The organism is Sporomusa intestinalis (genome assembly GCF_055383785.1).
The window spans coordinates 1,331,518-1,354,610 of the sequence record NZ_AP042390.1 but is presented as its reverse complement, the minus strand read 5'-3'; the positions used below and the strand labels follow the sequence as shown (position 1 = coordinate 1,354,610).

26 protein-coding genes are annotated in these 23,093 nt (G+C 49.7%); 5 read left to right on the top strand and 21 right to left on the bottom strand.

Annotated features, from left to right (window positions below; genetic code table 11):
* Positions 1 to 96: 96 nt before the first annotated feature.
* From ACZ481_RS06155 to ACZ481_RS06130, 6 genes are all read right to left on the bottom strand, one after another.
* Positions 97 to 1,413 carry a nitrogenase component 1 gene (locus ACZ481_RS06155; RefSeq protein WP_464769284.1) on the bottom strand — a complete coding sequence of 439 codons (1,317 nt, stop codon included), beginning with the start codon at positions 1,411 to 1,413 and terminating at the stop codon, positions 97 to 99.
* A complete protein-coding gene (locus ACZ481_RS06150; RefSeq protein WP_464769283.1) occupies positions 1,397 to 2,878 on the bottom strand; it encodes a nitrogenase component 1 in 1,482 nt (493 codons plus the stop codon). Before ACZ481_RS06150 ends, ACZ481_RS06155 begins: the two co-directional genes overlap by 17 nt.
* Before the next feature lie 39 nt (positions 2,879 to 2,917).
* Positions 2,918 to 3,772: a MetQ/NlpA family ABC transporter substrate-binding protein gene (locus ACZ481_RS06145; RefSeq protein ID WP_464769282.1), complete on the bottom strand. Its 855-nt coding sequence runs from the start codon at positions 3,770 to 3,772 to the stop codon at positions 2,918 to 2,920.
* Positions 3,773 to 3,797: 25 nt separating this feature from the next.
* On the bottom strand, positions 3,798 to 4,466 hold the full coding sequence (locus tag ACZ481_RS06140; protein WP_464769281.1) for a methionine ABC transporter permease: 669 nt from the start codon (positions 4,464 to 4,466) through the stop codon (positions 3,798 to 3,800).
* Positions 4,463 to 5,251: a methionine ABC transporter ATP-binding protein gene (locus ACZ481_RS06135; RefSeq protein ID WP_464769280.1), complete on the bottom strand. Its 789-nt coding sequence runs from the start codon at positions 5,249 to 5,251 to the stop codon at positions 4,463 to 4,465. The genes ACZ481_RS06140 and ACZ481_RS06135 overlap by 4 nt, the downstream gene beginning before the upstream one ends.
* 317 nt (positions 5,252 to 5,568) lie before the next feature.
* Entirely contained in the window at positions 5,569 to 5,949 is a 381-nt protein-coding gene (locus ACZ481_RS06130; protein ID WP_464769279.1) for a NifB/NifX family molybdenum-iron cluster-binding protein, read from the bottom strand.
* Positions 5,950 to 6,218: 269 nt separating this feature from the next.
* On the opposite strand from ACZ481_RS06130, the gene ACZ481_RS06125 reads away from it, so the two are divergent.
* Positions 6,219 to 7,514 (top strand): aspartate aminotransferase type Ic, encoded by a 1,296-nt coding sequence (locus ACZ481_RS06125; protein WP_464769278.1) that lies wholly within the window; start codon positions 6,219 to 6,221, stop codon positions 7,512 to 7,514.
* Between the two features lie 83 nt (positions 7,515 to 7,597).
* Here the strand turns inward: ACZ481_RS06125 and ACZ481_RS06120 are convergent, their stop codons facing one another.
* From ACZ481_RS06120 to ACZ481_RS06110, 3 genes are read right to left on the bottom strand one after another with little or no spacing between them, the layout of a single operon-like run.
* On the bottom strand, positions 7,598 to 8,803 hold the full coding sequence (locus ACZ481_RS06120) for a winged helix-turn-helix domain-containing protein (RefSeq protein ID WP_464769277.1): 1,206 nt from the start codon (positions 8,801 to 8,803) through the stop codon (positions 7,598 to 7,600).
* Positions 8,803 to 10,233: a ThiF family adenylyltransferase gene (locus ACZ481_RS06115; protein ID WP_464770585.1), complete on the bottom strand. Its 1,431-nt coding sequence runs from the start codon at positions 10,231 to 10,233 to the stop codon at positions 8,803 to 8,805. The genes ACZ481_RS06120 and ACZ481_RS06115 overlap by 1 nt, the downstream gene beginning before the upstream one ends.
* A complete protein-coding gene (locus tag ACZ481_RS06110) occupies positions 10,205 to 10,618 on the bottom strand; it encodes an iron-sulfur cluster assembly scaffold protein (protein WP_464769276.1) in 414 nt (137 codons plus the stop codon). The genes ACZ481_RS06115 and ACZ481_RS06110 overlap by 29 nt, the downstream gene beginning before the upstream one ends.
* Positions 10,619 to 10,985: 367 nt before the next feature.
* Between ACZ481_RS06110 and ACZ481_RS06105 the strand changes: the two genes are divergently transcribed.
* Positions 10,986 to 11,141 (top strand): hypothetical protein, encoded by a 156-nt coding sequence (locus ACZ481_RS06105; protein WP_464769275.1) that lies wholly within the window; start codon positions 10,986 to 10,988, stop codon positions 11,139 to 11,141.
* A complete protein-coding gene (locus ACZ481_RS06100) occupies positions 11,125 to 11,526 on the top strand; it encodes a nitroreductase family protein (protein ID WP_464769274.1) in 402 nt (133 codons plus the stop codon). The genes ACZ481_RS06105 and ACZ481_RS06100 overlap by 17 nt, the downstream gene beginning before the upstream one ends.
* Positions 11,527 to 11,714: 188 nt before the next feature.
* Here the strand turns inward: ACZ481_RS06100 and ACZ481_RS06095 are convergent, their stop codons facing one another.
* On the bottom strand, positions 11,715 to 12,614 hold the full coding sequence (locus ACZ481_RS06095; RefSeq protein ID WP_464769273.1) for an AraC family transcriptional regulator: 900 nt from the start codon (positions 12,612 to 12,614) through the stop codon (positions 11,715 to 11,717).
* A 274-nt stretch (positions 12,615 to 12,888) separates the two neighbouring features.
* Positions 12,889 to 13,092: a 4-oxalocrotonate tautomerase DmpI gene (gene dmpI, locus ACZ481_RS06090; protein WP_464769272.1), complete on the bottom strand. Its 204-nt coding sequence runs from the start codon at positions 13,090 to 13,092 to the stop codon at positions 12,889 to 12,891.
* A gap of 281 nt (positions 13,093 to 13,373) precedes the next feature.
* Between dmpI and ACZ481_RS06085 the strand changes: the two genes are divergently transcribed.
* On the top strand, positions 13,374 to 14,195 hold the full coding sequence (locus tag ACZ481_RS06085; protein WP_464769271.1) for a methyltransferase domain-containing protein: 822 nt from the start codon (positions 13,374 to 13,376) through the stop codon (positions 14,193 to 14,195).
* Between the two features lie 42 nt (positions 14,196 to 14,237).
* On the opposite strand, the gene ACZ481_RS06080 is transcribed toward ACZ481_RS06085, so the two are convergent.
* The 4 genes from ACZ481_RS06080 to ACZ481_RS06065 all read right to left on the bottom strand — a co-directional run bounded on the left by ACZ481_RS06080 (position 14,238) and on the right by ACZ481_RS06065 (position 17,299).
* A complete protein-coding gene (locus ACZ481_RS06080) occupies positions 14,238 to 15,557 on the bottom strand; it encodes an MFS transporter (RefSeq protein WP_464769270.1) in 1,320 nt (439 codons plus the stop codon).
* A gap of 300 nt (positions 15,558 to 15,857) precedes the next feature.
* Positions 15,858 to 16,409: a P-loop NTPase family protein gene (locus ACZ481_RS06075; protein ID WP_464769269.1), complete on the bottom strand. Its 552-nt coding sequence runs from the start codon at positions 16,407 to 16,409 to the stop codon at positions 15,858 to 15,860.
* A complete protein-coding gene (locus tag ACZ481_RS06070) occupies positions 16,397 to 16,570 on the bottom strand; it encodes a hypothetical protein (protein ID WP_464769268.1) in 174 nt (57 codons plus the stop codon). The genes ACZ481_RS06075 and ACZ481_RS06070 overlap by 13 nt, the downstream gene beginning before the upstream one ends.
* Before the next feature lie 66 nt (positions 16,571 to 16,636).
* The gene (locus ACZ481_RS06065; RefSeq protein ID WP_464769267.1) at positions 16,637 to 17,299 is read right to left on the bottom strand and encodes a class I SAM-dependent methyltransferase; all 663 of its coding nucleotides are present in this window, start codon (positions 17,297 to 17,299) and stop codon (positions 16,637 to 16,639) included.
* Between the two features lie 178 nt (positions 17,300 to 17,477).
* Between ACZ481_RS06065 and ACZ481_RS06060 the strand changes: the two genes are divergently transcribed.
* Positions 17,478 to 18,059, top strand: a complete 582-nt coding sequence (locus tag ACZ481_RS06060) for a DJ-1/PfpI family protein (RefSeq protein WP_464769266.1) — start codon at positions 17,478 to 17,480, stop codon at positions 18,057 to 18,059.
* A 10-nt stretch (positions 18,060 to 18,069) separates the two neighbouring features.
* On the opposite strand, the gene ACZ481_RS06055 is transcribed toward ACZ481_RS06060, so the two are convergent.
* The 6 genes from ACZ481_RS06055 to ACZ481_RS06030 all read right to left on the bottom strand — a co-directional run bounded on the left by ACZ481_RS06055 (position 18,070) and on the right by ACZ481_RS06030 (position 23,063).
* On the bottom strand, positions 18,070 to 18,735 hold the full coding sequence (locus ACZ481_RS06055) for a DJ-1/PfpI family protein (protein ID WP_464769265.1): 666 nt from the start codon (positions 18,733 to 18,735) through the stop codon (positions 18,070 to 18,072).
* 95 nt (positions 18,736 to 18,830) lie between these two features.
* Positions 18,831 to 19,850 (bottom strand): ABC transporter substrate-binding protein, encoded by a 1,020-nt coding sequence (locus ACZ481_RS06050; protein WP_464769264.1) that lies wholly within the window; start codon positions 19,848 to 19,850, stop codon positions 18,831 to 18,833.
* Between the two features lie 187 nt (positions 19,851 to 20,037).
* Positions 20,038 to 20,580 (bottom strand): pyruvate kinase alpha/beta domain-containing protein, encoded by a 543-nt coding sequence (locus ACZ481_RS06045; protein WP_464770584.1) that lies wholly within the window; start codon positions 20,578 to 20,580, stop codon positions 20,038 to 20,040.
* Positions 20,581 to 20,652: 72 nt separating this feature from the next.
* Positions 20,653 to 21,468, bottom strand: a complete 816-nt coding sequence (locus ACZ481_RS06040) for a class I SAM-dependent methyltransferase (protein WP_464769263.1) — start codon at positions 21,466 to 21,468, stop codon at positions 20,653 to 20,655.
* 208 nt (positions 21,469 to 21,676) lie between these two features.
* Positions 21,677 to 22,243 (bottom strand): nitroreductase family protein, encoded by a 567-nt coding sequence (locus ACZ481_RS06035; protein WP_464769262.1) that lies wholly within the window; start codon positions 22,241 to 22,243, stop codon positions 21,677 to 21,679.
* Between the two features lie 79 nt (positions 22,244 to 22,322).
* Positions 22,323 to 23,063 (bottom strand): MBL fold metallo-hydrolase, encoded by a 741-nt coding sequence (locus ACZ481_RS06030; protein WP_464769261.1) that lies wholly within the window; start codon positions 23,061 to 23,063, stop codon positions 22,323 to 22,325.
* Positions 23,064 to 23,093: the final 30 nt, after the last annotated feature.

Here is a 23,093-nt window from a genome sequence, read left to right as displayed (position 1 = left end):
AAAACCTTTTATATGAAAAAATGCCCAAAGGCCAGGAATGCACTGCACCCCGGCCTTCAGTCATTCTAATCAGCCTGGAAATAACAATCGTCAATACTACCGATAGGTAGCAAGCACCCGGTCATAAATATCTTCGATTACACGCAGGCCGCCGTTATAGCCGGCATAGCCGCAATGCAGGACAAGCCTGTAAGCCACAGGCACGCTGACAATCAACAGGTCGGCTCCGATTTCCCTGGCCAGATCCCGTTCCCAGCCACTGCCGATAAGCAAGGCTCTGCTTTTATGGTTATCATTTCTGATTTCTGCCTGAATCGCGCCGCCATCGGTTGAGAAACTCACCAGGGCTGAACGCAATTCCGAAATATGCTGAAATTGTTCGCAGATCGCCGCCTGAAACTCGGCCGGCGTGTCGTCAGTAATAAACTGCCTGGCCGGAATAATCCCCAGCTCATTTAGCAGATATTTGGCAAAACCGAGCGCATAGGAAGCATCTAATATCGTATATAATCTGCGGGGAAGACCATATCTGAATTCCAGCATAAAATCGGCTGTCCGCTCAATATGCAGATAGAAGCGCTCTTCTTCGGCTTTGATAAAAGCACCGGCTTGCGCTTTATCCAGACCGGCAAAATCAATAACCTGCCACAAAAACTTCGTTGACTCGACACCACCAATTGGCAAATAGGGAAACTGCAGAAAGGGAGTTCCGTATTTACCGTGCAGATGCCTGGCAATGCCAAGGCCAGGCCAGGCGCTTACAACAATATTAAACTCGGCCTGGGGAATGGTTTTCCATTCGGCTACGCCGCCGGACGCGGCGCCAAACAGAATATTTACCGTCAGCCCGATTCCTGCCAGCATCCGCTTCAGCTCCTCCAGATTGCCGTTCCAGAAGGGATCCTGGTAGGGAATGGAGGCAAACACATTGACAAGCCCCTTAATTGGCGCCGTGCCTGTCTTGAATTTGTCGACATACTGGTCAATAATGGCTTTAACCACAGTTTCATGGCTTACATAGTTATTACTTTTAAAGCCGCCTGTCTCCACATACACAAGCGGTTTATCCTCAGACTGGTACCGGCCTGCGACCTGCCCGACATCATCGCCGATAATATCGGCAGTACAGCCGGTCAGCACTACATAGAGATCAGCATCAATAACCTGGAACGCCCCCTCAATCACACGGTCCAGTTTGCCCTCACCGCCAAAGACAATCTCCGCCTCGCTGGCGTTAGTGCAGGGCACGGTATTGCCCCCCGCATAACCCTCTCCCTGCCCCAGCAGCCGGCTGACTTTATCGCCGCAGCCGGGTCCCGCATGAAGGATAGGAACAGCCCTTTTGATTGCAATGACCGACTGCTGTGCGCCTAAGGCGCAAGAGTATCGCGGCTGTTCAATAAACTTTGACATCCAAGTCACCCCTGAGAAATGAGAATGGGTTTTGTTCCAGCCACCACTTGGTATAAGGCATTGTGCTGTGTCTGGCAAGATTGGTGACAAATTCCCGGTTATCCAGGGTCTCTAAAATGCGTTCCCCATAATTGAGGACGCCCTGATAACCAAAGCCGAACTGCTCATCCCCGATCAGCAGCGTGGGAATGCCCAGCTTTGCTCCCCACAGGGTCATACCGCCGTGTCTGGCAATCATAATGTCCGGCCTTACCCTGTTCAGAATATTAACCAGTTCATAGGCCTGTTTATTGCAGACATTATAATTAGGGATATCGCCGTAAGTAGCCACGTCATGGGCCAGAGCGTCAGCGGTTATATCGCCGTTGTCATAAATAGGGTCATGATGGAAAATAGCAGCCCCCTGCACAGCCATGCCCAATTCTCTCAGCACCGCAATCAAGGCATGGCCGTGGGCCGCCCCGGCCGTAAGGTACGCGGTTTTCCCCCGCAGCTTGTCACGGCAGGCGCTAAGCGCAGGCAGTACCCGCGCATGCTCCTCGGCAATAATTGTCTCGATCTCCTGCTCCCGGGCCAGGACTTTTCCCAGCTCCCGCAGCCATTGATCGGTGCCGGCAATGCCGTAAGCCGGCGGGGCTTTGATTTCCGGCACGCCATACACCTGCTCCAGCGCCGCGCCGATATAGGTGCCCAGTGTGGGGCAAATCTGAATGGTGGCAGCCGCCTCGGCAATCTGCTCCAGCTCGGCGACCGTGGAAAAGGGGACAATATAACGGGCTTCATACCCTAAGCGCTGCAATAATTGATCAAAGATATGGCTGCCCCAGAAATTCACAATATTAATTTTATTGGCTTTCCTGGCCGGCGGCTTTACGATCTTTCTGACAATCGAATGATAGGCGGAATCAAAGCCTGTCGTCCAGATTTTCGACTTAAACCCTTCACAAAAACAGGCGACAACCGGAATGCCCAATTCCCCGCTCAATTCATTGGCCACCCCCTCCACATCATCACCGATGATGCCGGAGGCGCAGGAGGTAGTAATAAATATGGCCTTAGGCTGTACGCGCTGATAAGCCGCCCGGATGGTGTCTGCCAGTTTTTGCGTCGCGCCGAAAATGGTATCCTGCTCTTCAATGTTGGTATTAAAATAACGGCCCATCACCGCCGGCAGCTTTCTCTCCATCTGGCCTACCCGGTAGACAAAGTTGAAGGTAAAGAAATCACCGGCGCACCCCACCGGCGCATGGTTGACAACGGCAGCATCCTGAATCATCGCCAGCTGACAAAAAGCATTATTCGAACTGCAGCCCATACATTGACTGAAACTGCGGGTACTTTCGGTAAGGCTGCCGGCCCGGGCGCAACGCACCAGTTCTCCGGCCGTTCCCTCGAAACCGGTGATAGACCCGAGACGGATTTCCCGCACGGGAACCTCCGCCTCGGTAAGGTTAACAGGCTTCATGCTCAACCCCCTATCGTTCTGAAAAATATGTTGAGTTGGCTAGAACGCAGGCACTACAGCAACACCGTATTTATCCTGAATGAACTTCTTTACCTCAGGCGAGGTTAGGATCTCAGCAATTTTTTTGATCTCAGGCCTGTTTTCATCGCCTGTTCTGACAAACAGGTCATTGGCATAGGGTGAGTTGGCATCTTCTCTGAATAATGCCGATTTAGGATCTATTTTCGCTTCCAGAACAAAGTTAGTATTAATAATAGCGCCATCAACATCAGGCAGCGACCGGGTAAGCTGCGCCGAATCGACTTCAACGAATTTCAGCTTTTTCGGATTATCGGCAATATCACGCGGTGTGGCGGAGAAGTTGGCTACACCGTCTTTCAGTTTAATTAGTCCATTGGCCTGCAATAACACCAGCGCCCTGAATTCGTTGGAGGGATTGTTCGGAATAGCGATTGTGGCGCCGTCTTTTAGCTCATCCTTAGCTTTGATCTTCTGTGAATAAAAGCCGATCGGCTCCACATGCACCTTGGCGGCTACAGTAAAATTGTACCCTTTTTCTTTGGCTACCGACTCATAATATGGAACATGCTGAAAATAGTTGGCATCAATCTGCTTGCTGTGCAGGGCCGGATTTAATTGCGCCTCATCATCCAGCACCACTACCTCCAGGTTAATCCCCTCTTGTTTCAGTTTGGGTTTAATAAAATTTAATATCTCGGCATGAGGCACTACTGCCGCCCCGACTTTGACAGTCACCTCCTGGTTTGCAGCCGGCTGCGCCGCCGGCTGGGCGCTCTGTTTATTGCCGGCTGAGCAGCCTGCCAATACACTGCCGGCAAAAACAACACTGACGACAGCTAATAGAGCCTTAAAGACCAGGTTTCTTTTTAACACACAATCATCCCCTTATTATAAATTGTTAGTCAAACTTATACCTTTTTCTATTAATATACTTGGCCAGACTGTCACCTCCCCATTGTACCCCCTGGACCAATAGAATCAGCACGACAACAGTGGCAATCATAATATCATCCCGGAAGCGCATATACCCAAACCGGATGGCCAGGCTGCCCAGCCCGCCGGCGCCAATGGCCCCGGCCACGGCGGTAAAGCCGGTTATGGCAATAATAGCAAGGGTTATGCCTCTGACCAGCGAGGGCAGCGCCTCGGGAATCATGACTCTGGTAATGATGGTGAGCGGACTGGCGCCAATAGCCATTGCCGCTTCGACCTTGCCGTAACCGACCTCCTTCAGGCAGTTCTCAATGATCCTGGCCAGAAACGGCGCCGACCCAATCGCCAGCGGCACTACCGCGGCTGTGGCCCCGAGGGTGGTGCCCACGATAAATCTTGCTAAAGGCAATAAGACGACAATTAAAATAATGAACGGAAAAGAACGGACAACATTGATAGTTGTAGCCAGGACCTTATTGATTCTGGGCGATTCCAGCACATGCCCCTTTTCAGTTGCTACCAGAATGACCCCCAGGGGAAAACCAAGCACTAAGGCGGCCAGTGTAGAGAGAACCACCATATAGATGGTTTCATAAAAACCAGTGAATAATAAATCCAGCAAATCCTCACTCAAATGCCTTCTCCCTCCCGGTATATCCGTTTGGCCCGGAACCCCTGCAGAGTGGAAATAAACCGTTTGGCCGTATCACTTTCCGGGTTTAGAAAAAATTTATCGACAGGCCCGGTTTCGACAATTTCACCCTGTTCGATTACCGCCATATTATGGCAGATATGGCGCAGCACATCCAGTTCATGGGTGATCAGCACGATCGTCAGCCCCAGTTTCTTATTGATATCCTGCAATAATTCCAGAATCGACAGGGTTGTCTGCGGGTCAAGGGCCGAAGTCGCCTCATCGCTGAGGAGGACGCTCGGCTCGTTGGAGAGAGCCCGGGCAATGCCTACACGCTGCTTCTGACCGCCGCTCAACTGCAGGGGGTAAGCCTGCTCCTTATCGGCCAAACCAACCAGCGCCAACAGCTGTTTCACCTTATGATTGATAAATTCCCGGCGATGGCCGGCAACCTCCAGCGGGAAAGCCACATTCTCAAAAACCGTTTTCGCATCAAATAGATTAAACTGCTGAAAAATCATGCCGATTTTCCTTCTGGCCTGCCGCAGGTGCTTTTTGTCCATACCGGTAATCGGCCGGCCTTCAATAACAATAGAGCCGGAGTCAGGTTCCTCCAGCCTGTTTAAACACCGGATGAGGGTTGATTTGCCGGCCCCGCTAAAGCCTATAATGCCAAAAATATCACCTTTTTCAATCTGCAGGTTTACGCTGCGCAGGGCAGTTATGCGGGCGTGGGGTGTAATATAGGTCTTGCTTACATCTGTTACCGTGATGATAATTTTCACCTCGCTTGACTGAAAGAAATATAATAATAAAAGCTTGGTTTTACCCCTGTCTCAACAACAGGCGTAAACCCAAGCCTCCAGTATGTCTGGTCAACTTTGCATTATATCCGGCTCTATAGAATCCAAGCAGACAGCAGGGGCGGCCGGGAGAGAAAAAAAGAGCAGGCTGTAAAAAATGAAAGAGGCTGTATCCCATAATAATGGAACACAGCCTCTGATTTGTTAACCAGTCAGCAATGCTACTTTGCATGTACGCTTAAGTCATTATACCTCTGAGTAAAATCAATTGTCAATATTGTTTGTCAGTAATCGTTGCTCTATCTGCAGCCCCCCGGGCAGCCGCCGCAGCCGCCCGGCCGGCTTGCGGCCCCTGCGCCGGGGATATGGTTTTTGATCAACCTGCGCCTTTGGCCATAAGTCTTTAACGCTTTGTCAACAGGGCCGGACACCGGCAAGGCCAGCACGCCCTGGCTTTGCAATTCCTGCTCGGCCCGGGGGCCAATCTGTGTTGCCAGCACGACCTCCACATCAGTAAGCAGCCGGGCTGCGGCCGTGTGGCCCTGGCCCTGGTTTTCCCGGCGTTCAACAAACCGGTATTCACCGGTTTCCGCCACTTCATAAATCCAGAATGCCTTCGACCGGCCAAAATGTTCATTGATCGCGATTCCGTCCGAACTGGCAACAGCAACTAAAGACATGATACATTCCCCCCATTTTCCCGCTAACAATATGGTAAAAACACAAAAGGCCAAAGAAGTTGTGGCAACAACCTCTTGGCCTTCATTCTTTTTTGATCAGCCAACTCACCAGGTAAGTTATTTATTTAATATAGTAGTATCATTTCCTGTAATTGTCAAGACCTGAGCCTATTTTTACCCGGCCGCGGGCAGGTACCTACTGATAAATTTATTGCCGGCAAATTAGCAAATCCTGTATAATATAAAGAGTGCAAAGGAGCGATGCAACCATGACGGAATTAGAAACAATGGATAACCAGGCCTTACAGCAATGCTATACAGAGTTATGCCGCCGCTATGACCAATTCCAGGCCCGGAAACTAAAATTAAACATGTCGCGCGGCATACCGGGCCCTGATCAGCTCGACCTGGCCAACGGGCTTTTAGATTGCCTCAATCAGACAGATTATCAAGCGGCCGATGGCACCGACTGCCGGAACTACGGCGGCGTGGACGGTCTCCCGGAGGCCAAGGAACTTTTCGCCCAGCTATTGGAGGCCAAGCCGGAGGAGGTCATCATTGGCGGCAATTCCAGCCTGAACCTGATGAACGATCTGCTGGTCCGGGCGATGCTGCATGGTCTGCCAGGCAGTGAAACCCCGTGGGTAAAACAGCCACAGGTAAAATTTCTCTGTCCCAGCCCCGGCTATGACCGGCATTTTGCCATCTGCGAGCATCTTGGCATGGAACTGATACCGATTAACTATCAGCATGATGGCCCGGATATGGCACAGGTAGAACAACTGGCAGCTGCCGATGGGTCAATTAAAGGAATCTGGTGTGTGCCCAAACACAGCAACCCCACTGGCATTACTTATTCTGACGCCGTGGTAAAACGACTGGCAGCCCTGCCGGCCAAAGCCCCCGATTTCCGGATTTTCTGGGATAATGCCTACACCGTGCACCATCTGACCGATACCCCGCCCCGGCTATTAAACATGCTGGCCGAATGTAAACAGGCCGGTCAGCCTGACCGGGTCTTTGTCTTCACTTCCACCTCCAAGGTCAGCCTGGCTGGCGCCGGTATTGCCGCCCTCGCCGCCAGCGAAACCAATATCAAATGGTTTAAAAAACACCTTAGCATCCAAACCATCGGTCCAGATAAACTGAATCAGTTGCGGCATGTCCGGTTCTTCCAAGACCGGGCCGGGATTGAAGCCCATATGCGCAAACATGCGGCGATCATCAAGCCAAAATTTGATCTGGCCATAGCCATTATGGAAGCTGAGTTAGGCGGCAAAAACCTGGCCTCCTGGAGTAAACCGCAGGGCGGTTACTTCATTAGTGTCGCTACCCTGCCCGGCTGTGCTAAAAAAATAGTGGCCAAGACGGCAGCGGCCGGCGTTGTCCTGACCCCGGCCGGGGCCACCTTCCCCTATGGCAGGGACCCTGAGGACAGCAACATCCGGCTTGCCCCCACCTTCCCGCCGCTGGCGGAATTGAAACAAGCCATGGAGTTATTTACACTCTGCATTCAACTGACCAGTGCCGAACAGGAATTGGAAAAAAGAGGCCTGCCGCAATAAAACCACCCACTGGCCTTAAGCACTTTCACTGCGTAAACGATGAGACCCCTGGAATAATTCCGGGGGTCTCATCATGCCGCTGCTTACTTATAAGGTTCGTTATGGCCGGGAATAAAGTCAGCCTCCAGATAGTTGGCAAATCGCAGCAGGCACCGTTGAATTTCAGCCCGCATTTGTTCTGATTGAGATACGCCAGGCTCCCACCACCAGTTCTTAATTACCAGTGTCCTGCTCTGTTTAGCAATTGACGGCTCAAACCTGGCTACAAACTGGTCACCATACAAGACCGGCAATACATAGTAGCCATATACCCGCTTATCAGCCGGTTTGTAAACTTCCCAGCGGTAATCGAAATTAAACATCGCTTTAGCCAGCTGCCGTTCCCAGAGCAGATTATCCAAAGGAGCCAGTATGGAGGCCTGACATTCCTGCGCAGACTGTTGCAGGACGCTGGCCAGGCAAACTTTATCCTCGTTCCGCATGTACAGCGGCGGCTGTATTCCTGCTACTGCTACCTCAATAACTTTGCCCTGCCTAAGCAGCCGCTGCAGCGCTGCACTCCGCTCGCCGCTCTTTATGCCCGCCATCCCCAGCCACGCATCACCGGCCTTGCTCCACAGCAACCCAATGCTGCCGATCCGGCGGAGAATATACCAGTCATGATACTGCTGTTCGGTCTGATTGGGGTCCGGTGCCTGCAGCAGGGCCGGGGGAAGCTGGCGGCTGGCCAAATCATAGACTTTACGGGTGCGAGCCTTATGATGGATAACCAACTCTCCCCGAAAGTACAGTGTTTCCAGTGCTGCCCTGGCAATCCGGGTTGGAGCCCAGGACCAGTCAATGAGCTGATCATAGCTAAGGTCCCGCGAGGACAAAGGCCCCCGCTTTTCTATCTCTTTGAGAACCTGAGGCAAAAAGCACTCCAGTTCGGAGCTATTGCGCAGGCTATGACAGGCTTTTTCTCTGTTGCGGGCAAAATAAGGCCAGTCCGCTGTACAATAAATAGACATATTCTTATCCCAGCCGTCGATCAGACTGCGCTCCTGATACAGCAGTTCCTGCAGCAAAGGGGGACGAAACCCGGCCACCCGGGCCTGCAGCACTAATTCCTGATTATAGCCCACAATGCTCAGGGGATCAAACTGGATACAGCCCACACGCCGGATATAGGCTAGAATCCCCTGCTTGCCTGCCCACCGGCCGGGCGGCCACAAGCCCTGATGGGCCAGCACGAAATGCCGGGCCTGTTCCCTAGTAATCTGTACCGGTTTCTGACTGGCAGACAGCATCACGGCGCCGCCGTCTCAGCTGCATCGGCACACACAAACTCATACTCCTGCAGTTCGTGAATCGTAGGTTTAGGCCCGCACAGGGCGCAGTTGTCGGCTTTGTTCAACCGGAGGGTTAAAAAACGGCTGAATAATCCGTCCAGGTAAACAACCCGGCCTTGCAAAAGCTGGCCTTGGCCGGATAATAATTTTGCCGCCTCTGCGGACTGGATAAAGCCCATAATTCCCGGCAAAGCCCCCAATACGCCGGTCTCAGAACAGGACGGCACACTGCCGGCTGCGGGAATCTCCGGCAGCGTACAGCGATAACAGGGGCCTGCAGGCGTGATAATGGTCATAGAACTGCCGTCAAATCTGAGCACGCCGGCATCAATCATCGGTTTGCCGGCAAAAAAGCAGGCATCATTCAGTAAAAACCGGGCCGGAAAATTGTCGACTGCGACAATGACAACATCATAACCGGCAAGAATATCATACACGTTTTCCTTGGTCAGGCTGGTATTGTAAACATTAACTGTAAGCTGCGGGTTTAATTTCTTCAGGAAAACTGCCGCTGATTCCACTTTCGGCCTGCCAATCCGGGAAGCGCCATGCAGTATCTGACGGTTCAGATTGCTGATCTCCACAACATCATAATCCACCAGGCCAATGGTGCCGATACCGGCGGCGGCCAGGGCATAGGCAGCCGGCGAACCCAGCCCGCCGGTACCGACAATCAGCGCCTTGCCGTGCTCCAGTCTCGTTTCCCGGCAGTCTTCGGGTTTTACCGCCCACAGTTCGGCTGCCAGCTTGTCAATATCCTGGCCGCTGGATTTTCTAAAATCCATGGACAGCAGGTCAAAACAGAGCAGGTTATCTGCTGTCTCGCCAATAGCAAGGATTAGCTTGACAGTTTCCATAGCGCATAATGCGCCTGAGAGGCAACGGGAAAATACCCCATTCGCCAGCAAATAATCTTTGACACCAGGGTTGGCCGGTTGCTGCCCGGCCGCTAAGGCCGCCAGCAAAGTTTCTGCTGTTGCCGGTTCTTTGCATACCTGAATGCCTCCTTGCCAGCCCTGGTGGGGAGCTATTAGGACTGGCAAAAAAGCCTGGACTATATTTTCTCTCTGTCTGACAATAAAGGCCGGACTGCCTGAGAAAATCCGTAATTGGCTGTCCGCTCCGTCCGCCAGCGCCAGCGCTACATCACTGTTCAAGTCCCGGATATCGGCCGCCAGCCGGTCAAACCCGGTTGCCGTTTCCAGCCGGCAGTCTATGCGGCCGATACCGGCCGCCGCCAGGTAATAGATGGCAGGAGCTGCGTCTTCTGTGCTTTCCCCACAAACAAATACTGCCGACTCCAATAGTTTTTTCTGGCCCGGACCGCTAATCTCCGGCATAATAATATGCCGCAAATATCTATTGATCTGCACCCTGGCAAGTATCATCCTGCTCACCTTCCTGTCCGCCGGCTTTGGCGTAATAATCGGCAATCGCATTGTGAAGCGCATCGGCGGCAATATTGGAACACCTTATTTTTTTGGGAGGCAGCCCGTCCAGGGCTGCGGCCACAGCTTCGTTGGTTATCGCCAGGGCCTCTGGCACCGTCTTGCCATAAGCCATAACCGTAACCATGCTGCTGGCCGCTATCGCCGCGGCACAGCCAAAGGTTTTGACTTTGACATCAGTCAGGACATTATCGTCTATTTTTATATAAAGCGTTATTAGATCACCGTCTATCGGGTTGCCCACAGTACCAATCCCGTCGGCATCGGCTATTTCACCGATATTCCGCGGATTGGAGAAATGATCAAGCACGGTGTCATTGTACATAGATGCCCGCCTCCTGTTAACGTGACTACCTGGTATGTAATGCAGCAGTCACCTGTTCAATGTTAATATACTACTGTTCAAGTAAATATCCTGCTGGGTAATGTAAAATTCAGGCAGCGCTGCGGTGTCGCCTAACGGCTATGCTCATTCTGTATAGTTCCGCCACGCAGTACAGACTGCTGGTTTATATTGACACCATCCAACCCCTGTAGTACTATATAACTGTAAAAAATCAATTACATCACGGTTGTATTAACTAATTGGCATTATATGATGTTGGCAACAGCTGATCGGTACGTACTGAAGGCTAAGGTATATCTGCTTGATATACCTTAGCCTTCAGTATTTTGCACAGCAAAGGGAAGAAGTGATTGAACTGTTCCGTTCATTTAAAGCAGTACCCAAGTCAATATGGCTGTTAGCCCTCGCGCATGGGGTTGTTGATATGTCTCCCGGTGCTTTTTATGCCGCCTTACCCTTCTTAAAGCTGAAGTTTGCTTTGTCCTATGCCGAACTGGAGTAAAATCAATCATGTGCTGCAGACTGTTTTTCTCAATTCAGGCAATCCCGGGTTAATCGAACGGGCCAAAGCGGAAAACTTCAGCCCCTTCTACCATGCCCCCACATTGATTATCGTCTCTGGTGATGAAAAAGCCATTGCCCCCCAGGCCAACGGCAGCCTGGCCCTCGGCAACCTGTTCCTGGCAGCCCATGTTTTAGGCATAGGCTCTTGCTGGATTCATTCCCTGCGCCAGCTGTTTGACACAGAAGCAGGGCGGGCACTGAAGCAGGAGTTAGGCATTCCCGCCGGCTACACGATCATCGGCTCAGGGGCCTTCGGCTATAATGCGGGCGAACCACCGGCCGCGCCGCCACGCCGGGAAGGAACGGTAACAATAATCAAATAACGGCTAACCAGGGTTGAGATGTACGTTAGTCAAAAAACGTACACCTCAACCCTTTCTGTCTAATTGCCAATGCTTTTACCAAAAATATAGCTGACGGTTATTGCTCATAACCAGCCTGTCGGCCTACATTGCCTTTTGCCATTATTGGACTAAATTATCGCCCTGTTGCTTATCCATGCCACTTCCTGCTATTCCCTGGTAGCAGACAGAGGGCGTTTAACCACCGGTATCCATATCTCAGACCGGTAGTCCGGACTGGTACTGTCACCCTCATAATAGATTTCCAGATCAGGCCCCTCAGCCCGCTCGTAGCCGCCGGCAGGAAAGAATTCAGTATATATGCGTTTGCACAGCGCCTGGATGGCCCCCGGCATTGGGCCGGTTGCCTCAAATACGCCCCAGTCGGCAGGAGGAATATGAAAAACCTCAAACCCTGCGCATTCTTCTTTAACCGTATATTCGACGGCAATAACATAAGAAAACTCATTATTGTCACGAAAATCGGTGCAAATCCCCAGCAGCTTGCGGTTAGTTTGGCCAGCCGCGCCGTTCGCCGCAATATCAGCAAGTTTGCCGACAGTTCCCTCCCGGCAAGCCTCAGCCCAAAACCGGGGAATTAACTTCAGCTGTGCTTGATTGACCGTAGATACCCGCATCGATTTGCCAACAACCTCAAACCCGTCCTTCTTAACGATTTTGTAATTCATTTCCTTATCTCCTCTCAATGATATATGAAAGGACAGCCGGGGATAAGCTTTTAACCGGGCTCCTGTCTCGCGCGCCGCCGTGGGCGTGACACCGTGCATTTTTTGAAAAGCGCGGGTGAAGGAAACAGGCGAATCATAGCCATACCTGAGGGCTAAATGGATGACTTTAATATCAGTATTCTGCAGATCAGCGGCGGCTAAGGTTAGCCTTCTACGTCGTATGTATTCCGATAAGGGAATCTCGGTAATAAAAGAAAACATCCGCTGAAAATGGTATACCGAGCAGCAGGCTATCGCCGCTGCGGTTTTAAAATCAATTTCTGCCGCCAGATTGTCTTCAATATAACTCATCGCACCATTCATTCTGTCGATCCAGTCCATTATACTATCCTCTCTTTATCGCCAGTATAACAGACGCTCTATAAACAGGCGCAACTTTCCGTGCACCAATTTGTTGGCAGGACTGCCAACAGCCAGCAGTTATTTTCTTCTTAAGAAAAAAACAGCAGAATCATAGTTTATGACCCCGCTGTTCGTTGACTAGCAGCTTGTCAGCCTTAACGGTAGAATAATGGCGAGGCCATTTTTCGCAAAGCAAGGCGGAGGAAGGAGGCATACCGGACGTATGCCGGCTGACTCACGACAACAGGACGGCTCATTTGCTATTGCGCTCCGCCAGCACCTGGGTTAACAGCTTACCGCCAACGCCGATGTTGTCACTTTCATTCTCTTTAAGCTGGACAATAAAAGACTGTTCCGGAATCTTCAGTATTTCGCTCGCGGTTTTGGTAAACCGCTCTACCAGCAGCACCTTCTGCTCTTTATCCAGCTTTCCTGCCTCAATAGTAATAACCGGCATGTTGTCACACTCCTTTAAAATTAAATAAAAAGGCAAGAAACCCTCCTGCCGGAAAGCTCCTTGGCCTTTAGCTTTTACCAATCAACCAACTACTATCAAATCAATTTATATGTAATTATATTTTTATTCTATCACCAACGGTAAATTTTGTCAATTAAATACGATTTTATTCACTCAACTGTCATTTGAGTCCGGCAAGCATTCAAGCACTCGGTTATTGTTCTGCTACTGCTGCACCGCTATAATGAAAGAAAAAATAAGGGGAAATGAGGTCTTGCTGTATGAAAAGCAGTCTGGGAAAAAACATCAGTAGATACCGTAAACTCAAAAACATTACGCAGGAAGAATTAGCTACCCAGCTTAATATTACATTTCAGGCAGTGTCAAAATGGGAAACCGGCCAGACCTATCCGGATATCACCCTGTTACCGCATCTAGCCAGTATATTGGAGGTCAGCATTGATAGACTCATGGGCTATACCTCGCATCAGGAACAGAAGCGGACCATTTATGAGGAGGAATATGCCCAGGCTGATTATTACTGGGGTCTTGCACCAGCAAAAATGTGTTATAAAATATTAGCCATGCTGCCGCCGACTAAACCCCTAAAACTATTGGACATTGGCTGTGGTGAAGGCAAAGACGCCGTATTCTTTGCCAGAAACGGCTATCAGGTAACCGCCTTTGATATAGCCGATGCCGGTATCGAAAAAACCAAAAGGCTGGCCGATAAAATTGGTGTCTATGTAAATGTCTTTAAAGCCGATATCCTGGATTTCAGGCTGGAATCCAATTACGATATCCTGTATTCCAATGGTGTTCTCCATTATCTGAAACCGGAACTCCGGCAGGAGATATTTCACAACTACCAGCAGCATACCTCCCCGCAGGGCCTTCATGTTTTATCGGCCTTTGTGACCAAACCGTTTATTCCCCCCGCCCCGGAACAGGAACCGAATGCCCACAGCTGGCTGTCAGGCGAACTTTTTTCCCTTTACAGCAACTGGCTGATCAAAGAATGTGAGGAAATAATCTTTGACTGTAACTCTTCCGGCCTTGCCCACAGGCATGCGATGAACATAATTGTAGCTGAAAAGCCGTAGGGGACTATGCCAGTTCACACCTTATCAGTTCGGAAAACTGACTCAAGAGAACCGTCCCCCTGAGTCGCCCGAAACCCTTTTACAGGCCGGATGGACAACCACACGTTGTTCATCGATTCTGTCATCATGTTTGGTATGTTTTTCAATATCCTGCAGCCGGCAAAAAAACAATATTGCCCCGGCCACACAAACCAGCCCGCCAATACTAACGGTTGCCGCTGCACCGATGTAGGTCGCCATGATGCCGGCCAGCAAATTGCCAAAGGGAGTCATCCCAAACGACATGGAATACAGGCTCATAACGCGGCCGCGTTTATCTTCATCCACCAGGGATTGCATTAATGTACTGGATGCTGCCATATGAACAATCGACCCCAGGCCAATAAAAAAGAGCATTACCAGCCCGAGCAACAACCAGTTTGTCTGCGAAAACACGATCAATGTAATTCCCAGCAGAACAACCGCCCACGGAATCACTCTCTCCAGGCCCTGCGGATTAGGCCGGGAGGCCAGGAAGGTCGCTCCGCAAACCGCGCCCAAGCCTGTAGCCCCCAGCAGAAGCCCCAATATGTACGAGTCGCCGGCAAATACGTCGCGGGCAAAAATCGGCATTAGCGTAACATATACCGTACCTGCCAGATTGACCACCCCCAGGAGCAGCACCGTATAACAAATCGGGGGAAAATGATAGGCATACAGGTAGCCTTCATGCATCTGCCGCAGCGGCGAATTTTTTTCTTTTTCCCGTACAACTGGTGCCTGAACGCGCATAGACAGCAAAGCCGCCAGCACAGGAATGAAACTGGCCGCATTTAGCAGAAAACATACTCCCTCACCCACTAGGGCAATCAATACGCCGGCTAGCGATGGTCCGGCCAATTTGGAAACACTGAGAATAATAGAGTTCAAGGCAATGGCGTTGGGCAAATCATCCTTGTCTTCAACCAAGTCGACAACAAATGCCTGTCTGGCAGTCAAATCAAAGCCATTAATACAGCCTAATAGGAAACCTAACCCTAATAAATGCCAAACCTCTATCTTGCCGGTTATCACTAAAGCCGCCAGCAATACTGCCTGCAGCATCGCTAACGACTGGGTTATGATAATGATTTTGTGCCTGTTAAAACGGTCGGCGACTACACCGGCCACAGGCCCCAACAGCAAACCTGGCGCAGAATTAAAAAAATTGAAGGTGCCCAGCATGAACGCGGAATCAGTCAGCCTATACACCAGCCAGTTCATGGCAATCGTTTGCATCCAGGTACCAATTGTAGAAACAGCTTGCCCGCTGAAAAACAAACGATAATTACGATAACGCAAGGCTCTCAGCATAAACTTCACATTGATAGCTATTTTGTCCAAGCTTATTCCGGCACCCCTTCCACCGACTAGTCAGGGGCCGCAGCTGGCAGCGGCCCCTACAATCCTCTTCCTCTATGCACAGCAAAAATAAAAAGGCTTAGGACAATATTCCTAAGCCTTCAGTCTATTCCTGATCAGCAGCGGGATAATCAAATTGGTAAAACTCATATTTTTAATGTTATCATATGAGTAATATAATGTCAATTAGTTGATCACGCAACTATTATTGTACCAGTTCTACAGCCAATCATCTGCACCAGACTGATAAATTGCTCCTGGCAGAAAAAATTACGGAGGCGGCTAGCCGTAAATGTGCGCCTTTACAGCCGCCGCCCGCTCTGCCACAGACAAATCACCTTCCAGACGCAATACTTTGCAAGGCAGCGCCGCCAGCCATCGTTCATGCAGCATTTTACTGCGCATATTCAGGCCGCCCTCATCATAACCGGCAGCCCATGCCAGGAAAGCATTGGAAGCCGAATGCCGCTCGCCGTCCGGTTTGACTGCCGCCGCCCCATACCGCTGTATTTCGCGTGTACGCAGCCTTTCCATACGCAAAGCTTGCGGAATCCACAAATAGACCACCATCTCAAATTCCGGAATGAATATATCACCCCAGCCGCACAGGGAACCTGATAATATCCACCGGGGTGCACGGTCTACATCTTTAGCTAACAATTGCTGCCGGGCTTGCAAATCCCGCTTTACTTGAAATGGTGGTTTGCTAGGAAGCCAAAAATAATGATCTGTGTCAAAATGCGAATATCCCAACTGAACGGCAAGAGCCTGCCCCAAGGTAGTGGTGCCTGAGCCTGAAGCCCCCAGAATGTGGATCTTTTCTAGCACCGGCATAGTATTTGAGCTGCTGCCAAAGCTTTATCTCCGTCCACATCAGCATACTCGTCGCCCCACCACAAAAATACTCCGTCAAAGCCGGCAGCCTTTATCAGTTTAAAGCGTTCTTCCATAGAAATTGGGAAGCCAAACCACGAAAAAATACTGATTTTATGCATGAATTCCCCTCCTTGCTATCCGCCAAAGCTATTTACCAAATATATACTTGTCATGCCGCCGGTTATTTACTTCCGGCAAATAAACAGGCTTGTTTTGGCCCACTGCTTTTTGACGTCGACAAACTGAAATCCCGCTTGGCGGAATAACCCCATTTGTGTATCTACGGCTAGCGGCGTGTCATAGTGAAACAGACCAGCAGTTATTCTGTCTTCATTTCGCAAGCGTTCATTTTTCAGTTTATAGAACTCCTGTTCCTCAACATTTTGAACCGTATAATCACCCTCGATATATTGGCCGTCAGGCTTTAAAGCTGCAACAATTCGTTTATACAGGGAATGTTTCTCTTCTGGGCTAAAGTGATGGAGCGAATAGGTTGAAATTACATAATCGAAAGTGTTTTGGCCAAAATCGACATCAAAATAGGAAGAACAAATCAGATGCAATCTATCGGAATAATCTTTTAATTTTTCCTGTAGCACGTCAAGCATTCCTTGCGATAAATCAATGCCTGTGACCTTAGCATTGGGACAGGCACGAAAAACCCTTTCAATTTCCAAGCCTGTTCCACAGCCTAAATCCAAAAAGGAAACAGGATCACCGCAGGCATTAATACAACGTTGAAATTCAGCATAAAAGACTTCAAGCTTAAGTTCCTGAAGCATATGATGGTCATAGGACCCCGCTCTGGTATCAAAAAAACGGTCCATTCTTTCCAATTTCCGTTCCAAACCCCAATTCACCTCCTCAATATATTTTGAGTTCCGGCAGGTAAAGGTTGACAGATACTGTCCTGGCGAATATTCACAGTTAGCTTGCCACCCGCCCTGCGATTCGTCAAAATCATTTACCAAATAATGGTTTGGTGATAATATAAATTATAGTAAAAATATGGGGGGGTGCAAGGCTATGAAACAGATTCTATTATTATTAGCTGGCGGTTTTGAAGCCTACGAAGCGAGTGTTTTTACCGATGTATTGGATTGGAATATGGTAGAAGGCGACAGATCCACCAAACTGGTAACTTGCGGCCTGCGCAGGAAACTGATTTGTACCGGACGTTTAACTGTTATGCCTGAACTATTGACCTCGGAAGTCAATGTAAATGAATTCGATGCATTGGCTATTCCGGGAGGATTTGAATCAGCCGGCTTTTATGAAGATGCGTACAGCGACGAATTTTTGTCTATTATTCAAAAATTTAACCTGGCGGAAAAAATCATCGCCGCCATTTGTGTCGGGGCCTTACCCCTGGGAAAAAGCGGGGTTTTATGCGGGCGGCAGGGAACAACATACCATTTAAACAATGGCCGCCGCCAGCAGCAATTAGCTGCTTTTGGTGTTCAGGTTGTCAATCAGCCGCTAGTCGTTGATGGTAATATCATAACTTCTTCTTCACCGGCAACAGCCCTGGATGTTGCCTTTAAGCTGCTGGAGCTGCTTACAACAACAGAAAATTGTCGTCAGATCAAGCATTTAATGGGTTTTTGATTGAATTTTATCACCGTTCCCCTTGCTTATCACCATTTAATTGGCAAGGACTATTATCATCAATAGCAATATCGTATTCCATACGTCTTGCCGTTATCTGCGCAATTTCCGGGCTTAAAAGCCGCCGGACAATGTGAAACGCCATATTAATCCCTGCGGAAATACCGCCTGATGTAATGATGTCCCCTTCATCAACATACTTTATGTTTCTTTTAACGATTACCCCGGGGAATTCATTTTCTAACCGGTCATAACTGGCCCAATGGGTTGTAGCCCTTTTGCCTTGCAGCAAACCGGCTTTCGCCAACAAAAGGGCCCCGGTGCAGACGGAAGTCAGCAAATGGACTGCTGCTGACCGTTCCTTAATCCACTCTAGGACTGCCTGGTTATTGATTTGCTGATTGCGGGCGCCAGGACCACCCGGGATCACCAGGATATCAAAATATGGCGCGTTTTCAAAGCTGTAATCAGGCTGAACCTTTAAGCCATTGCGGGCAACAATTAGATTTCCGGTTTCAGAAATCGTCTCGACAATAAAAGGTTTGCGAGCAGTTTCAGAGTACGCAGTCACGGAAAATACTTCAAAGGGTCCTGCAAAATCAAGCACTTCGACTTCATCAAAAAGTAATATTCCGACTTTCCATTGCCGAACATCGCTCATTGTTTCACGCTCCATTATCATTAAATTTACAACTTGCTTATCCAATTGCCGTCAACCGGCAATTATGCCATTACACATCCAGGCTGTATCACAATACAAGCCAGTAATGGTCAATCCTTAGGCGCGAACGCATTTGTGTAAATATCAGTCGCTTTTATTGCTCCCGGCTGCCAGAGGCCGATATCCTCCGACATTTTGATCCACAAATCCATGTAAGCAGGGTCAATACTGCCGCGTTCCTCATACCGGAAAACACTTACATGCTCCTGATTGTCAACTTTCAGCTTTTTGGCCATAATGGCAGTGGCTTCCTGTTGGTTGGCATTAATCCATTTGTGCGATTTTTGCAATGCCCGGCAGAAGGCGCTGACAATATCCGGATGCTCGGCAATAAACTTTTCGCTAAACCCGCGGACCGACAGGCCGGCACCCGGAGTTTTCACAATATCGTAACTGGTGGCCACCTGGCGGATGCCCGGCTGTTTTACCGTGATGCCGGAAAAGGGCGGATGTGAGGTCGTCATGTCCACCAGTCCCTGTCTTAAAGCCTGTTCCTGCTGGCCCGGATTAGGCAACTTCACCCACTCCACATGCAGCGGCAGATTATGTTGTTGCAGGTACAGCTTTAAATAGCCGTCCTGACAAACGGAAGAAGCACTGCTTTGGGATACTTTTTTGCCGACAATATCATCCAGGGTCTTGATCGGACTGTCCTCCCTGACCAGATACCGGACATGGGGGAATTCCGGGTCGTCAATCATACCGGGGGCAACGGCTTTTACCTTAACCCCGGCCATGATTGCCTGGGCTACAACAAATGGATGCGCATTGATAAAGGCGTCGTTAATCCCCTGGGCGATGGTTTGCATCTCTGTGGCGCCGCCTTTCAGCGCGCCGGTAAAGACAATCTCGATACCTTCCTCCCGGAAAATTCCGACTTCATTGCCGATTACTACTTCGCCGTTCGCGGTCCCGTCGCCTGCCACCCTAATGGGAAAAAGCTTCTTACCATCGCCCGCTGCCGCGGCTGCCTGTTCAGCATGACCGCCGCTATGGTTGCTGCTGCCACACCCGGTAAAGGTAATCGCAATAAACAACAATAATAATGAAAAAACTATTCTTTTTCTCATTGTACCCTCCATAAAAAGAAATTGTCGTCAAATCAAACACGTAATGCCTGTATATAAACAGCAAAAGAAGGCTGGGACAGATTTTAACTCTACCCAGCCTTCAGCGCACTTACTGATCAGCTAAACCTCCAGGGATTTATTAAATTTGATTATAATAAAACACGGCACTGCTTAACCGTTGTTCCCCTTACGGTTTGCAAATGATTTCAGCAATATAAGTATCTAAAATATTGGCCCCATGAGCCGGTCGTATTACCACAGCGGTATCAGCGCCCTTGCCTGTGCCGCCAATGGCAATGATATCTTCCCCATAGGGGATTAGCCCGGCATCCAGGGCCATGACGGCAATCTCGACAGTAACCTTAACTCCCTGGCCGAAAATTTTAAGCGTATTCGCGATGAGCTCTACAGGATAGATCCCGCCGAATTTTCGGCTGATTCCCCGCTCGGCCCCGGATAACACATGAGTGGTTGTCAGTATTTTTATATTTTTTTCTGCCAGTATCCCGCGCTGTTCCGGCGTCAGTTCATTAACCCCCGGTTCCTTATAACCATTGGCATGGGTAACGCATACCACATTTTCAACCTTGCCGGCAAACAATTCGGCTGTTTTGCCGCTGTTGGAGGCCACTACTATGGAGGTAATGCCATACTCTTCCGCTTTGCGCACTGCTAATTCCACTGTTTGCGCTGTATGAACAGCTCCTGCCGATTTCCAATACAAATCCATCATCTCCCTATTTACAATTACTTTATTCTTACTGCGTCGTTGGCAGTAGAGAAGCAGGCTCTTACAAACTTTTTACTTTTTCTCAGCCACTGCAAATATCGTGTAGCCGCTAAATGTTATGCCCTCTTTATCCCGCTGCTTTTCAAGCTCGTTCTCAATATCCGCTTTGGCCTGATCCCGTAACGATTCGGGAACATGGTTCAGGAAATTGCCAAAGGAGCTGGCCTCACTGAATCTGATAACAGCCCTGGCGCTTGGATAACTCCGCTTGATCTCCCTGATCTCGACATTGTTAACCGTCAAACCGGCCCCTGCCAGCAATTGAATTAGCTCAGTGGTAGTCAAACCATGCTGATTCTGGGTACTATCCTCCAGCCGGACCAGCTTATTGTACGGCTCCCGTTTCAGGACGTTATCTGTAATTAATCTTACGCCTGTAAAACTGCTAAGTTCCTTGGCACCTGTTGTAATACCGACCTTACCTCCCGGTTTAAGAACTCTGAATATCTCCCGCAAAGCGACTGCCTTATTAAGCACCCAATGAAATACCGCATTCAGGTACACTACATCGAAGCTATTATCTGGTATAGAACTGAGATCTTCAGCATTGCCAATCCGGAATAGGGCGTTAGCATATTCGTTTTTTTCATTGGCAATCTTAATGCGCTCTCCCAAAGGGTCGATACCGACAAAACTGCCGGACTGACCAATGAGGGAAATTACATGCCGGCCCAGCCGGCCGGTGCCGCTGCCGATATCCAGGACCGCATCGCCCGGTTTTACCGCCAGTTTCTGGAGCAATATAGAACCGTTATTGAATTGGGTATTGCTTACCTCGTCATAGGTACTTGCCAGCTTCTCATTATCCAGTGTCAAATGAACGGCCATAAGGAACACTCCTTTATTGTATTATTTTGCCAAACGTATTAAAAACCCTTCAGCCCGATGCTAAGTAAATGCAAATCTGGCTACGAGGGGTTAAACTCGCAATTGGTCTGAAAAGGCCTTTGTCCAATTATGGGCAGCCAAAATAAAAAGACTGCACTCCAAGCTCATGGAATACAGCCTCTAGTTAGCGACTAGTCAGCCTCCGGCACTATATAAGTATATCTTTCAGTTTTCGTTTTGGCACATGATGCACCTGGTTTTCATCCCGCCAGTATTTGATATCGCCATCGGCCTCGATTTCCTCAATCACGACCTCTTCTTTCGGTTTTCCCAGGGCAATCACCAGCAATATTTCATAATTGTCTGCCAGGTTTAATGCCGCCTGCAATGGGGCGTGCCGAATATTGCCAAGCATACACCCGCCCAGTCCGATTTCTGTTGCCCCGAGCAAAATGGTCTGGGCAGCAATCCCGGCATCGAAGCCGGTTCCCATTTTATAGCCTTTATCCTGAATGATGACAATATAAGCAGCCGGCCTTTCTCCTTCAGCCGGACCGGGCCACTCTTTTAAATAGCCGGCCCAGCCCAGGGTGGCAAAGATCTGCCCGTTAAGCGGTTGCTCATAAGCGATATAATATTTAAGCGCCTGTTTATTGGCACCGGAGGGAACCAGCCTGGCATAATCCACCAGCGTAAGCAAGGTTTCCCTCGTAACTGCCTCCTGCTCAAAAAAACGCCGGTAACTGCGGTTTGCTTTTACAATATCCTTAAACATCAATAACCCTCCCCCATTTACACTTTTGTATCCCTGGCCGCTGCCTGTTATTACGCTTGCAGGCCCAATACCCAAGCAGTTATTCTCCCCTACTTCGTGCTTGCTGGCATTCGGCAATAAGCTCGGCAATACGGGTCGAGGCCTGGGGCCCATATAAGCCGCCGTGATAGCAGATGACATAATCAATATCATCTGCCGGCAAATTGCGCAGTGCTTGCAGCGCTGTCCTCATATCAGCCGTATGTTCCGGGGCCGGCCCTACCAGAATTCCGTTTTGAATCCGCAATTGATCCCCGGCGATAAGCAGGCGGTGCTGTTGCAAATACAGGCAAATATGGCCGGGCGTATGACCTGGTGTATGGATCACTTGCACCTTATCGTGAAATGACAGTGCGTCTCGATCCGCCAGCGTCTTATGTACATGAACGGTAGGAATGGTTGCAAACAAAGCAGCGGCCTGTTCACGGACATTTTCCGGCAGCGACTGGAGCCTGGCCTGCACCCGTTCCGGGGTCAGCTTGATATAAGGGATGGCGCCCTCGATATAATCGCGCTCATTGACATGCGCGTATATTTCCGCCTTGTTGCCCAAAGCGCGCTGTACGTCCGTTATATTGCCGACATGATCCCAGTCCTGATGGGTAAAAATGATGCGTTTAATGTGCTTAAAGGCAACACCGGCCTCTGCCACTGCCGCAGTCAGTTCTGGTAATTGCCCCGGATAACCGACATCAACGAGAGTGGCGCCGTTATCATCCCACAACAAGGTGGGGTGTATGGCAACAGCGGCCCCCACAGGATTGTGCTCCAATGTGAGCATTTTGAAATGCAAAGTAGTATGACTCAATTC

Excerpts from the sequence above, each read along its gene's own strand:
- ACZ481_RS06155 (WP_464769284.1), bottom strand. The coding sequence starts at position 1,413 with ATGTCAAAGTTTATTGAACAGCCGCGATACTCTTGCGCCTTAGGCGCA.
- ACZ481_RS06150 (WP_464769283.1), bottom strand. The coding sequence starts at position 2,878 with ATGAAGCCTGTTAACCTTACCGAGGCGGAGGTTCCCGTGCGGGAAATC.
- ACZ481_RS06130 (WP_464769279.1), bottom strand. The coding sequence starts at position 5,949 with ATGTCTTTAGTTGCTGTTGCCAGTTCGGACGGAATCGCGATCAATGAA.
- ACZ481_RS06125 (WP_464769278.1), top strand. The coding sequence starts at position 6,219 with ATGACGGAATTAGAAACAATGGATAACCAGGCCTTACAGCAATGCTAT.
- ACZ481_RS06120 (WP_464769277.1), bottom strand. The coding sequence starts at position 8,803 with ATGCTGTCTGCCAGTCAGAAACCGGTACAGATTACTAGGGAACAGGCC.
- ACZ481_RS06115 (WP_464770585.1), bottom strand. The coding sequence starts at position 10,233 with ATGATACTTGCCAGGGTGCAGATCAATAGATATTTGCGGCATATTATT.
- ACZ481_RS06110 (WP_464769276.1), bottom strand. The coding sequence starts at position 10,618 with ATGTACAATGACACCGTGCTTGATCATTTCTCCAATCCGCGGAATATC.
- ACZ481_RS06100 (WP_464769274.1), top strand. The coding sequence starts at position 11,125 with ATGCCGAACTGGAGTAAAATCAATCATGTGCTGCAGACTGTTTTTCTC.
- ACZ481_RS06095 (WP_464769273.1), bottom strand. The coding sequence starts at position 12,614 with ATGGACTGGATCGACAGAATGAATGGTGCGATGAGTTATATTGAAGAC.
- dmpI (WP_464769272.1), bottom strand. The coding sequence starts at position 13,092 with ATGCCGGTTATTACTATTGAGGCAGGAAAGCTGGATAAAGAGCAGAAG.
- ACZ481_RS06085 (WP_464769271.1), top strand. The coding sequence starts at position 13,374 with ATGAAAAGCAGTCTGGGAAAAAACATCAGTAGATACCGTAAACTCAAA.
- ACZ481_RS06075 (WP_464769269.1), bottom strand. The coding sequence starts at position 16,409 with ATGCCGGTGCTAGAAAAGATCCACATTCTGGGGGCTTCAGGCTCAGGC.
- ACZ481_RS06070 (WP_464769268.1), bottom strand. The coding sequence starts at position 16,570 with ATGCATAAAATCAGTATTTTTTCGTGGTTTGGCTTCCCAATTTCTATG.
- ACZ481_RS06060 (WP_464769266.1), top strand. The coding sequence starts at position 17,478 with ATGAAACAGATTCTATTATTATTAGCTGGCGGTTTTGAAGCCTACGAA.
- ACZ481_RS06055 (WP_464769265.1), bottom strand. The coding sequence starts at position 18,735 with ATGGAGCGTGAAACAATGAGCGATGTTCGGCAATGGAAAGTCGGAATA.
- ACZ481_RS06050 (WP_464769264.1), bottom strand. The coding sequence starts at position 19,850 with ATGAGAAAAAGAATAGTTTTTTCATTATTATTGTTGTTTATTGCGATT.
- ACZ481_RS06045 (WP_464770584.1), bottom strand. The coding sequence starts at position 20,580 with ATGGATTTGTATTGGAAATCGGCAGGAGCTGTTCATACAGCGCAAACA.
- ACZ481_RS06040 (WP_464769263.1), bottom strand. The coding sequence starts at position 21,468 with ATGGCCGTTCATTTGACACTGGATAATGAGAAGCTGGCAAGTACCTAT.
- ACZ481_RS06035 (WP_464769262.1), bottom strand. The coding sequence starts at position 22,243 with ATGTTTAAGGATATTGTAAAAGCAAACCGCAGTTACCGGCGTTTTTTT.
- ACZ481_RS06030 (WP_464769261.1), bottom strand. The coding sequence starts at position 23,063 with ATGCTCACATTGGAGCACAATCCTGTGGGGGCCGCTGTTGCCATACAC.